The sequence below is a fragment of the Methanobrevibacter thaueri genome, assembly GCF_003111625.1.
In the GTDB taxonomy this organism is placed as follows: Archaea; Methanobacteriota; Methanobacteria; order Methanobacteriales; family Methanobacteriaceae; genus Methanocatella; species Methanocatella thaueri.
This window is the reverse complement of record NZ_MZGS01000021.1, coordinates 1-12,354: the sequence shown is the minus strand read 5'-3', so window position 1 is coordinate 12,354 and position 12,354 is coordinate 1. Positions and strand designations below refer to the sequence as shown.

At 33.3% G+C, this 12,354-nt stretch carries 12 protein-coding genes; 10 read left to right on the top strand and 2 right to left on the bottom strand.

From position 1 onward, the window contains the following. Positions 1-28 precede the first annotated feature (28 nt). From MBBTH_RS05470 to MBBTH_RS05460, 3 genes are all read left to right on the top strand, one after another. Positions 29-310 carry a hypothetical protein gene (locus MBBTH_RS05470; protein WP_116592055.1) on the top strand — a complete coding sequence of 94 codons (282 nt, stop codon included), beginning with the start codon at positions 29-31 and terminating at the stop codon, positions 308-310. 12 nt (positions 311-322) lie between these two features. Then, on the top strand, positions 323-604 hold the full coding sequence (locus tag MBBTH_RS05465; RefSeq protein WP_243409710.1) for a hypothetical protein: 282 nt from the start codon (positions 323-325) through the stop codon (positions 602-604). Between the two features lie 74 nt (positions 605-678). Beyond that, entirely contained in the window at positions 679-1,152 is a 474-nt protein-coding gene (locus MBBTH_RS05460) for a hypothetical protein (RefSeq protein WP_116592054.1), read from the top strand. Positions 1,153-1,331: 179 nt separating this feature from the next. On the opposite strand, the gene MBBTH_RS05455 is transcribed toward MBBTH_RS05460, so the two are convergent. Continuing rightward, positions 1,332-2,246 (bottom strand): AIM24 family protein, encoded by a 915-nt coding sequence (locus MBBTH_RS05455; protein WP_116592068.1) that lies wholly within the window; start codon positions 2,244-2,246, stop codon positions 1,332-1,334. 204 nt (positions 2,247-2,450) lie between these two features. Between MBBTH_RS05455 and MBBTH_RS05450 the strand changes: the two genes are divergently transcribed. The 3 genes from MBBTH_RS05450 to MBBTH_RS05440 all read left to right on the top strand — a co-directional run bounded on the left by MBBTH_RS05450 (position 2,451) and on the right by MBBTH_RS05440 (position 4,884). Continuing rightward, entirely contained in the window at positions 2,451-3,101 is a 651-nt protein-coding gene (locus tag MBBTH_RS05450; RefSeq protein WP_116592053.1) for a zinc-ribbon domain-containing protein, read from the top strand. Positions 3,102-3,232: 131 nt separating this feature from the next. Beyond that, positions 3,233-4,054 (top strand): hypothetical protein, encoded by an 822-nt coding sequence (locus tag MBBTH_RS05445; protein WP_116592052.1) that lies wholly within the window; start codon positions 3,233-3,235, stop codon positions 4,052-4,054. A 347-nt stretch (positions 4,055-4,401) separates the two neighbouring features. Continuing rightward, positions 4,402-4,884, top strand: a complete 483-nt coding sequence (locus tag MBBTH_RS05440; RefSeq protein ID WP_116592051.1) for a hypothetical protein — start codon at positions 4,402-4,404, stop codon at positions 4,882-4,884. 98 nt (positions 4,885-4,982) lie between these two features. Here MBBTH_RS05440 and MBBTH_RS05435 read toward each other — a convergent pair whose 3' ends face one another. After that, complete coding sequence (locus MBBTH_RS05435; protein ID WP_116592050.1) at positions 4,983-5,201, bottom strand: DUF4870 domain-containing protein; 219 nt, start codon at positions 5,199-5,201, stop codon at positions 4,983-4,985. Positions 5,202-5,821: 620 nt separating this feature from the next. Between MBBTH_RS05435 and MBBTH_RS05430 the strand changes: the two genes are divergently transcribed. Genes MBBTH_RS05430 through MBBTH_RS05415 form a run of 4 tightly spaced genes read left to right on the top strand, consistent with a single transcriptional unit; the run spans position 5,822 to position 11,984 of the window. Then, positions 5,822-7,081, top strand: a complete 1,260-nt coding sequence (locus MBBTH_RS05430; RefSeq protein WP_116592049.1) for an exodeoxyribonuclease III — start codon at positions 5,822-5,824, stop codon at positions 7,079-7,081. A 30-nt stretch (positions 7,082-7,111) separates the two neighbouring features. Then, positions 7,112-9,613, top strand: a complete 2,502-nt coding sequence (locus MBBTH_RS05425; protein ID WP_116592048.1) for an MrcB family domain-containing protein — start codon at positions 7,112-7,114, stop codon at positions 9,611-9,613. Between the two features lie 8 nt (positions 9,614-9,621). Further along, positions 9,622-11,256 carry a DUF2357 domain-containing protein gene (locus tag MBBTH_RS05420; RefSeq protein ID WP_116592047.1) on the top strand — a complete coding sequence of 545 codons (1,635 nt, stop codon included), beginning with the start codon at positions 9,622-9,624 and terminating at the stop codon, positions 11,254-11,256. Between the two features lie 29 nt (positions 11,257-11,285). Next, complete coding sequence (locus tag MBBTH_RS05415) at positions 11,286-11,984, top strand: endonuclease/exonuclease/phosphatase family protein (protein ID WP_116592046.1); 699 nt, start codon at positions 11,286-11,288, stop codon at positions 11,982-11,984. Positions 11,985-12,354 lie beyond the last annotated feature (370 nt).

Sequence of the window (12,354 nt, the reverse complement as noted above, 5' to 3'; positions counted from 1 at the left end):
AGGCTTAAAAAAGGAGGGTGTGATTGAAATGAGTAAATATCCAATGGATTATGAGGAGTATGAAAAGAGGGTGATTGAGCTCTTCCTTGATCCATATCCCAAGGGCAAACGGGAAGTTGTCACTGACAGATTGGAGTGTGCCTTAAAGAAGGATCCCAATCTCATAAGGGGATTGTATGCCGAAAGCTGTTTTCGCTATGACCATCCGGAAATCTATGGTAAGAACTGCAAAAAGGTATTTGGGGATTATCTTCTCGAGTCCATACCGGTCAATTTCCTGCACATGACTCTTGGAGGAGGCTTCGATTAGGGGGATGATTTCATGGCTTTGAATGAGGAAGACTATCCCATGACCTATAAGGAGTATGAGAAGAGGGTTGTTGAACTCTTTCTGGAAAATTATGAGGGAGAGGCATTGGAGCTGATGAGACAAAGGGTTGAAGAGGAGCTGAAGGAGAATCCGAATTATATTCAGGGTTTTTACGGGCATGACTGCTTCACCTACGATCATCCTGAAATCTATGGTGAGAACTGCAAGAAAACATTTGATGATTATCACTTGAGACAGACTCCAGTAGCAAACCTCAGGCTTCTAATCGGATAGCGCCGACAATTGAATGTTTTTTCGAAAAGTATAATAATTTATACATTTAAAACTTTAATTAAGGGAGTGTTATCATGAAAAAGAGATATTTTTTAATAGTTTTCATAATACTTATGTTCAGCATTTCAAGTGTAAGTGCCGGAATATTCACAAGTCTTCTGGGTGAGGATTCTCCGGTTGACGAGGAAAACGACTTTGAAATTGAAAACGTATCATTCTACGTGTATGCAATCAGCCCAAGGTCCACTGCGGAGGATTGGAGCAACATGGACTCCGATCAGGTAACCTACAACAACAATGACACAAGGGACTGGATGGAAGGCCTTGAGGGATATGTTGTCCTGCCGACAAACGGGGACTATCTGGTCATGAACGAAACCGACGCCTTAAAGCTTCCTGTCATTGAGGACAAGCTTGCCGACGTTTCATACAACAACATCACCTGCAAGATAGTCGAGGCCCACTCACCCGGAAACGGAATGATACATTACCTCCTGGTTGAGGATGTTGAATTGCAGAACACATTCACAAAGAATGTATTTGAGTAGGAATAGATATTCAATGGCATGTCCTGGGGAGCTTGTCTCTCCTTATTATATTGGCATTGCGAAACAGTATCGTTTAAAATTCAGAGATATCTTATCTCTTTTCTTTTTTTATGAAAAAATTAACAAGATGTGCTTTAAAAATAGAAGTGGAGAATGTAAAAGCATTAAAGCTTCTACAATCATTTGTCTGATGTTGGCAGATCCCTAAGTTTGAGATGACCTGTCAATGGAGCCATCAAAATCTTACCTGTTCCACGGTAAACGTTCACAAAGCCTTCACCTGAAACGGCAGAACCAACGAATGTTTTTGCAGACCTTTCAACGGTCAGTTCAAGGTCGCTTGTCCAGGCTATTGCCATCGGTCCGTCGATTGAAACGGTATCGTTTTCCAGTTCAATGATGATCAGCTCCTTAAGTGGTATTCGTGATTCAAGGCAAACATGGCCGTTTCCATGAAGAACAGTGTTGAACAGTCCTTCGGCGGCTGCAAGTGCACTTGACAGGTTTGTTCTTTTTTTGACTGAGAGATTAACCGATTTTTCAGCGGCCAAAAACAGGCCGTCATCAATCATCAGGTTATGGTTCCAGTCCTTCAAGTCAAGAAGGATGAGGTGCTTGTAGGTCTGTTCGGTTACAAGATATCCGTCTCCGCTGTATTCCGGCTTGACGGTGGTCTCCCCGGTAACTGTTGACTTCAGGAATTTCTTACCGAGATCGCCGATTCCCTTAATTCCTGATGACAGCTTGTTGGAACCGCTCATCCATTGCATCGCTCCCGCCTGAAGATATATTCCCTGGGTTTTGCTCAAGTCAACCACCAATTGCCTTGGCCTCACGTTCATCTTGCTTGAAAAATACTTGTAAATCGCTTCCTGGGGTGTCACGCTCAGGTCCTTTTCATATTCAATGATTTTGAATGGGCCCTGCTCATCAAGTACCTTGATATTGTCATTTTCACCTATGAAATTGCTGATTTTTATTCTCCCATCTGTGGATTTTGGTTTGACTGCTGTTTTCAGATTTGTTCCGCATTCTGTACAGAATTCTGAGTCTTCATCTACTCCTATGCCACAATTAGGGCAAAATTTCGCCATGTTTTATCACCTCTTGATTAAATGAAATCCCTTTATGCCAAACTTGGCATGCGTTTCTCTTGTGTGTATTTTTGGAAATAATAATATTTAAACACAAGTTATAATATAAATTAATATAGAAATGTCTCCATTTGAAATTGAGTAAATGGACAAATTATTAATCTGAGGTTTATTTATAGAATTAATTGTTAAGAAGGGTTTAACATGAACAATTTTTGTATCTATTGCGGGAACAAGTTGCGAAAGGATGATAATTTCTGCCCCAATTGCGGAAACAGAATAGACAAATCCGACAATCCCTCAGTGCCTGATGAAATGGAAAAGAAAAAAGCCAAAAGAGAGCTTAAAAGGGTAATCGGCGGGAAATTCATTTACCATAAGAGTTTCGGCAATAAGTTATACTATAACGGATTGGATTTCAGCGTTGTTGGAAGAGCCATCAGAGACCAGCTTGAAAGGGAAATAGAATCCGGCCAGATTAGAAGTGAGGATATTGAGTCCAGGGTCGACCAGCTGATAGCCGAACACAAAATCAAGCATGAAGAGGAAAAGGCCAGAATGGCCAAGGAAGCAGAAGAGCAGCAGAAAATCAAAAAGGCGGCCGAGGAAAGGTTAAAGGAGAGCAGGGAAAAGAAAGCCAGAATTGCAGAGGCAAATCAAAGGAACCGTAGAGTGCAAGTTAATGAAAGGAAAAGAGGTGGCTATTGCGGTTGGGGCTGTCAGCATTGTTATGAGGAATTTCTTGACAGTGCCGCTGGAATAGTTGGCGATTTTGATGAGGGAGGATATGTTGAGTATTATTGCCGTTTGGGACATCCCCTCGCTTTTGGAAGATATTGTGAATATTATGAGTGAAATTTTTCCATTTCTGCGGAAGTGCGGATTAGTAGGTGCATCTAACTAAATGTGTTAATAAGATGGGATAAAATTATATAAATATTATGAGTAATATACTCTTTAATGTAAAATATTTTAAGGTAGTTAATATGGAAAATAGGAATAAGATAATAATAATATGTTTAATAGGAATAATTGTTGCATTGGGAGGAGCAATCGCAATTCATTTAATGAAAGAACCTGTAAAAACAGTTGAATTATTTGAAAACGGAACCACAATACAAGTGCCTGCAAGCACTAAACTCGAAAAAGGTGATGAGCTTGGCAATACTTATGTGACCGGCAAGAACACAACATTAATAGGTGTAGACACCAACACTCTTGCTGGAGCATTGGCCTCAAAAGTTTTATCCGATGCCATTGTGGGCAGTGGTGTCAAGCAGGATAACGGATTGTACAAACTTGATAAGAATAGCGTCATGGAACTGGGTGACCAGTTGGGCTTTGATTATGATGAAAAAAATATTAAGGAAGTGTTTATAGGCATAAAGCATAATAATACTGTTAATCAAAGTGTTTTCATAATAGGAATCGACCAGCAGGAAATGATTGATATCCTGAACAGCATTCACTGGAAACAGGGAAAACAGTCAAATGACACTGTAAACGCCACTGAAAGCGCACCTGCCTCAACTTCCAATAATGATAAGACATACCCTTTCTATGCTGATGACGGAAGCATTGTAGGTTATTATCATGTTGGAGACGTTGTTGAGCATTATGATTATTTATACCAATTGAAATCCAATGGAGAATGGGTTTGCATAGGTGAAGCTTCAGGAACTTCTGATTCAGCTTACAATCAGGGCTATTCTGATGGAGTGGATGATGCTTCCAGTGATGATGAGTATTATTATGATGATGAATACTACTATGATGATGAGGAGTATGATCCATCTGATTTTGAATAATTAAAAACCACCAATAACCCCACCATTATTTTTATTTTTGGCATGATTAAAATTAAATAACCATATATAAGATATAATTAACAAAAACTACTTAAACAACCTCACCACAATATTAGTACACAGCCATTAATATACTCAACCAGACCATTATATTAATGCTTCTAAAAACCAATTAGGAGTTGATAACATTTACTTATTCGAACAGTTTAAACTGGTTTTTGCCCTTCTGGGCATAATCGTTTTAACCCATGCAATTATTTTCATGGCGGCAAGCTATCTGATGACGGGAGACCCGTTTTTGGCATTGAAGAACTTCTACCTGCTAAGGTACAATGTAGGTGTGTGAAATGAGGGCATTCATAACAAGCACTGTCACCGTCACGGTGGTGGCATGCCTGGCGTTCATGCTTTTAAATCCAATCCTTTTCAGTGAAATCCACAGCGATTTCACGGGCGATGAGGTTTTCCTTCCCGAAAACGGCAGGTATGACTTCAATCTATTCAGCTTAAGCACAACCAACTGCAGTAATTTCACGGCCAAGATTGTGAAGGTGGGTCACACCAAGATCGTTGGCGGTGATTCCTATTCGATAAATGTCCTTGAATATGACAAGATGCTTGACTTTGAGGTCAGGGGATTTCAAAAGGAAATAGAGGCGGAAATGAAAAGTCCCTACCAGATTGTTGACGGCGTCAAGGTCTATGAGGCTAATTTCATACTATTTAAGAGGTACGGAAGCTATGTTCAAAAGGATGACCTTGAGCTGTTCATCACATCCGACAATCCAAACGAGACAGCATACATGGTGAATTCGCTAAAGATAGTTTAATTATGTGTAAAAAGGGTAAGTTATTAATTGGAATAGGTTCAATTTTCCTTAAAATAGTAAAAATAGAAAAAAATAAAAAAAGTATAGGTATAATTAGCCTATATTAATGATGGTACAATTCCTCCGAGTACGAGGATTATTCCTATAATCCATACAGCAACTGCAACGATGATTATATATTTACCATGCTTGCTGAGGAACGGATTTTCCTTCTGTGTGAAGTAGATTATTGCACCAGCGATTACACCGAGTAATGGAGATATTAATGCGAGGATGTATCCTACGATTGCAATGATCCACTCTTTTGTTTCTGCCATGTTGTCACCTCCTATTGATTATGTATGCTGATTAAGCATAAAGCAATTTTATATTTGTATTTGTTGACTTTTATACTTTTTTGCGTATTGATTTGGCGAATTTGTCCTGCCAATATTGTTTTTTTATTTTTTCATGCTTTGCCACTTTCCGACTATTTTTTCCAGCAAATCAACTATCAAAATAATTGAATTTAGGCACATTTATTCTATGAGTTGCATTAATAACCATATGAATTAATTAGATGGTATTGAATTTAAATGAAACATTCAAACAAATCTTAAAACAACTTTGTCATTATGCACATGGTAATTGTAAAATACTTATTTTTCACTACAAAAAGAGTTATTTTTTGCGGAAAATTAAATTTGAAAATTCATTTAAATGGCAAAAACTTAACTGTTATTCAGATGTTACCTGTAATATTTCAAATTAATGATTTATTAAAATATATTTCATAATGATGGTCAAAACACAATAAAAAAGAAGCTCAACAAACGACATTATTTTGTTTTTAAATTGTCGTTAACAATAATTGCAACGGGTAATGACATTCCACATTAATTATAAATTTATCAACTACCATAAGTTATTAACAACAATACTATATTGAGTGATATCAATGAAGATCATATCCTGGAATGTTAATGGATTCAAATCAATAATCGAAAAAGGTTTTTTAGAAGAGATAATAGCTCAAGACCCGGACATATTATGTCTTCAAGAAGTAAAGTCAACTGAAATACCGGAAATTGAAAATTACATTTCTTACAATTATCCTGCTTCTCAACTGGTCAATTTTTATGGTACTGCTGTTTATACAAAGGTTGAACCTCTTTCTGTCAGGAAAGGTTTTGGAGATAAGGAGTTTGATGCTGAAGGAAGAGTAATCAGAATGGAGTTTGAAAACTTTTATCTGTATAATGTTTATTGCCCATCCGGTGCTAGCTCACCTGAAAGGCTTGATCGTAAATACAGATTCTATGATGAGTTCACAAAATATGTTTACAAATCAAATAAGCCATCAATAATATGTGGAGATTTCAACAGAATATCTGCTGAGATTGATGCTAAAAATCCTAAGAATATCAAAGGCAAATCAGGGTTCTTGCCTGAAGAGCAGGAATGGTTTAAGGAAATATTAACCAAGTATGTTGATGCATTCAGAAAGTTCCATCCGGAAGGAGACAATTTCTCATGGTGGCCAAACAGAAAAGGATTTAGAGAAGAAAACAAAGGGTACAGATTTGATTACTTTTTAGTGTCAAACACTTTTGATAATACTTTGACTGACTCATATATCCTAAAAGACCAAATGGGTTCAGACCATGCGCCGATTGTATTGGAATTAAATTCATGCCCCGTATGTGGCACAGTAAACAATAACGATAACGAATTCTGTTACCAATGCGGAATAAAAATAATTGAAACAGAAGAGGAAGAAGAGGACGTCCGTGAAGACAAATTGGAAATTCCTAAAGACAAAATAATTCTACTGGATTTGAATTATACGTTAATAGCTAACTCAAAAGAAATAAGAACAATGCCTTTGGATAAAAAAATTAAATCCCAAAAATATGAAGCAGATTTAATTAATTTGATTAAAGACAATTATGTTATTTTAATAACTGCAAGTCCTTACAGAAGATCTCATAAAATCCTTAGAGACCTTAAAGAAAAAACTGGTTTTGAGCCGGATGAATCATTCTGGAACTTCGGCCGTCAACCACCTGCATTAAAGAAATACTGGATGGAAAATGAAGTCATACCCCAACACGGAGATGATGGGGATAAATATTTAGCTATTGAATCCAATCCTGCAACCAGAAGAATGTATAAGAAATTAGGAATTGAAGCAAAACCTAAAGGAGATTTTATTTAAACTAATTATAAATAGTAATGGTGAATATTTATGTTAAATGATGATTTTCAAAAAGTTTTAGAGGAATATCTGGAAGCACGTGAAGAAAATGACTATACAAGTGCGCCAATTGCTCACCACATCCAACAAACATTGAAAAATGAAGTTAGTGATTTAGTTGAAGATTCTACTTATAAGATTACTGCATCTGCAGGAGTTGGCAGACTATCTGAAATTCCATGGATTGGAGTATTCAAACCAGATAATGATAACAACATTGCAAGCGGTTATTTTTTTAAAGCTGATATGACAGGAGTATATTTGGTTTTGAGAGTTTTTAATTATGCAGAATTAGAAGAAAGGTATGGAGTATTTGTTCCGGAACATTTAAGAACTAAAGCTATACACATTAAAGCATTACTTGGAAATTCTCCATTTGATATTAATTATTTCGATGAAACATTTGATTTAAATTCAAAATCTAAAACTGCTGATATCCATAAAAGTGGAATGATCTTATGTAAACTTTATGAAAAAGACAATATTCCTTCAGAGGAAATTTTGAAAAATGATTTAAAACAAATTATTAAAATTCAAGATTATATCTATGACAATTATTCAGATAACATGTATTTAACTGTTGATGAATGGATTGAAGCATTAGAAGATGAAAATTTAATTGATAATAAAACACTTAATATTTTAGAGATAAATTACAACTTTGAAGATCATACTGCATCTTATGATGATATTATTAAAAAACGAGAAGAATTGGGATATCCTAATGAAAAAACCTACAACTCAAATATCGTTAACACGTCAAAAAGATTAAAGGAGCGTTTCAATAAAACAGAAATATATGGCAACGATGAAAAAGAGATATGGGTTCCAAGATTTTTCTATGGTGCCAGAAAAAGAAATCAAGAGGGTAAACGCGTATTTTATAACACATTAAGGGAGGAATTAGTTGAAGCTTTAGAAAACTATGATAAGTCTAAAAGACCTGATAGAATTAATATAGATATGCTCCCTAAAGACACTACCTCCAAAGAAAATGAAATAGGTTCTGAATCAATTAGATATTGGTTAATTTCACCAGGCGAAGGTGCAGGATGGTGGGATGAATTTTGTCAAAATGGTGATGTTGGAATTGGGTATAGTGGAACTGGTGATCTAAATCAGTATAATTCTCAAGATGAAATAGCACATAAACTACAAGAAATTCGTGACGATGAAACTTATCCTACTAATGATTCTCTTGCTTGTTGGCAGTTTGTCCATGATATGAAAATTGGGGATGTAATATTCGTCAGAAAGGGAACTAAAACAATTATAGGCAGGGGTATTGTAGAATCAGATTATATGTATGATACAAATAAACCTTATCATAAATTAAGAAAAGTTACTTGGACGCATAATGGAAATTGGGATTCTCCCTATACTTTTTCAATAAAAACATTAACAGAAATCATTGATAATCAAAAATTAGCAAATATTAATAAATTATTTGAAAAGAAAAAATATGATTCATTTTATGACTACTTGATAGATGAGGGTTACTATTTCAGTAGAGAAACTATTGAGAATTATTTATTGTCTCTCAAGATCAAACCATTTGTAATTTTAACCGGTAATTCTGGAACTGGTAAAACTAAGCTTTCACAATTATTTGCAAAATATTTGAATGAAAAAGATAATTATAAAATTATTCCTGTGGGCGCCAATTGGACAGAAAACAGACATATTTTAGGTTATTTTAATATTATTAAAAATGAACCTCAATACACCCCAGCATATTATTTAATTGAAAAATCTCAAGAAAAATCTTATCCACATTTCCTTATTCTCGATGAAATGAATCTTTCTCATGTTGAAAGGTATTTTGCAGACTTCCTATCTGCAATTGAAAGTAATGAAGCTATTCCTTTACATGGAGAAGATGAACTTGAAATACCTCCTAATTTATTCATTATTGGAACTGTTAATGTTGATGAGACAACTTATATGTTTTCCCCTAAAGTGTTAGATAGAGCAAATACCATTGAATTTAAAACTTATTCGGCAAAGGATTATATGACAAATAAATTCAATATGGTAAAACCTAAAGGAGATATTGGATATTTAGAAGATATTTTAATCGATCAAGAAATCTGGGGAAAACCAATTCAGGAAATGTCAATTCAAGAATTAGAACAACAATTTGATAATGATGAATTTTGGGAAGAATATTCAGATGAGATGTTTAAATTTCAAAACATCCTTAGAAAAGCAGGTTTTGATTTTGGATTCAGAGTAATTAATGAAATCACCCGTTTTATGCTTGCAGCATATAAATATGAAGATGAACCAAAAAATTGGACTAACTGGAAAAGATATTTTGATGCACAAATAAAACAGAAGATGCTTCCAAAGTTACACGGATCTCAAAAGGTAATTGGAGAAACTTTAAACGAACTTTTACAAGCCTGTGATGATTATCCAACTTCAAAAGCAAAATTGGAAGAAATGATTGATGTATTGGATAAACAGAGGTATGTATCTTTTATTAATTAGGTTTTAAAATGAAACAAACTGTAAAAATAACAACTCCTGTTGGGACAATAACATTAACTAGTGAAAGTCATTATTCTCAAAACAATACTATTAATCTAGATAATATTGAATTGAATAATGTCCCTATCAAATATAATTATAGTCAAGACATACCTATTATTTACAATAAAACTAATGAGTTTGCAAACATTTGTATTTTAGAAGAGTTAAAATATGATATTTCCTTCGAAACAGATTATGATAATCTTGAAGTATTCAAAACACTTAATAATTTTCCAGATAATTCTCCATTGACTTTATTCAAATTTAGTAATAATTATAAAGGCAGTCTGCAGTTTTCCAGTTATGTTGGAAAGACTTTCTTAGACATTTATCATGAGGAGGAATGTGTTTTCAAGCTTCCAATCGAAGTCCAGTCCAGAAAACTTAATTACAATAAACATTATCCTAAAATGATAGGTGATTTATCAAAATATGCCTCTGGAATTATATTTGAACTGAATTCACCCAGCTATCAAGAATTCATTCTTGAAAATAATAATCAGAGCCCCTATGAAAAGTTTATGATTTTGGAATATATTTTTCAGGAAGAGCATTTGCCTTCAATCATTGAATATCTTTCCAGAAATTTATATTCTACTTTAGAAAATGTTAAAGAAGAAGTTCCAATTTCTTTTGCACAAAATATTAATCCAAATGATTTAATTGATGCAATTCTTGATTCTGAAGAATTATATGCTGATATTCCATTAAGGATTAATGAAACAAAAAATGAAGATACAATTGATGTTGCCGAAAACAAATTCTATAAATACTTTTTAGAATTGATTCATGATTTTATTATTCATCTTCTCAATGATCTTGATGAGGGTTATGCATCTGATAAATTGAAGATATATAAAAAGGAATTGAATTATTATTTGTCTCAAAAATATTTCAAGGAAATTTCCCGTTTAAATTATATTCCGTTGAATTCTCAAGTACTTCAGAAAAAGGAAGGTTATAGAGATATTCTATCCTATTACTTAATGTTTGAATTTGGATTTAAATTAAAATGGAGAGAACTGTCTGATGAATTAAAAGGCCATGAAAAGAAAGTCTTTGAATTATATGAATATTGGTGTTATTTCCAGCTAATTGAAATCTTGGAAATTATATGTGATATGAAAGTTAATTTTGAAGACATATTTGTATTCACTGATGATAAAATGTCACTGAAATTAGGTGAAGGAATAGGTAAAACTTTTAATTATAAAGGATATGATGTAAAATTATTATATAATAAAACATTTAAAAGAAGTGATGATGATTATAAATCATATTCTGTTCAATTAAGGCCAGATTATTCATTGGAAGTTCACGCAAATAATAAAACATATTATATTCATTTTGATGCTAAGTATAAAATGTATGTTGATTCTGAAACCTTTAAAAATGAGGATATTGTTAAAATGCATGCATATAAAGATGCAATTCCAAATACAATTGGAGCATATGTATTGTATCCTGGTAGAAATCATAGGATATATTATGAAAATGAATTCGAATCTGTAGGTGCTTTTGGATTGATTCCTGGTGAAGAAAAATTTGATAAAATCAAAGAGTTAATTTGTAATCTTCTGGACAATATAGAAAATATTTGAATAGTAATTGTATAAGGGGAAAAATATTTATGAAAATAGTTACTTGGAATGCCAACGGTAAATTCAGTGAAAAGTTTCCAGCTATTCTTGAAGAGAATGCTGATATTTATGTAATTCAGGAATGTGAAAATCCGGAAATAGTTAATTCAAAAAAATATAGTGAATTTGCTTCCAATTATTATTGGGTTGGTGAAAATCAATATTATGGTCTTGGAATATTTGCTAAAGATAATATTAAATTAAAATTAATAGAATTGGATGATAAAGGACTCAGATATTTCATACCAGTTACTGTTAATGATGCTTTTAATCTTTTAGGCATCTGGACAAATCCAAATATGGAAGGAAGCAAGGTACTTCATTATCCTAAAGAAATTACTAAATATTATGATGAACACAAGGATTCAGGATTCTTCAATGAAGACATGATTATCTGCGGTGATTTTAACTGTGATGTTAGACTAGCTGATAAACGTCATGGAAAAAATGTTTTAGAAATGGCAGAAAGGTTATCTGAGAAAGGACTTGTTGATACATATCATTATTTGAATTGTGAACTGCAAGGTGAAGAATCAATAGCTACATTTTACTGGTATAGAAAATTAGATAAACCATTTCATTTAGATCATGTATTCTCATCACCAGATAAAGTTAAAGATTTACAAATTGGTGATGCAGATAAATGGTTAGAGTTAAGTGATCATATGCCACTCACTTTTGAAATTTAATAAAGATAAAGTTTTTACTAAATTGAACTTTATTTATTCTTATTTTTTTAATAATTTTGTTAACACCAGACAATATAAAATAAAAAGCAATTTTTATAGATATTGAGGCAATTTAACACGAATCTAAAATATTAGAATTAATAGCAATTCTTGTCTGTGTGCATGCAGTCCTAGAATTATTGTTGTTTGTATTAAGTAATGTATGAAATTAAACCTCAATACCCAATAATACTATTTTTAATTTTTTGAGTCTGTAAAATTTTATAGGCTTATTTAATTTTTATGTGTTTTTGTGTCCAGTTTTGCATTTGGAAGTCTAAAAAGGTTAGAATTCCATTTTTGGTCTTGTATAATTTCTTTATTTTTTCTG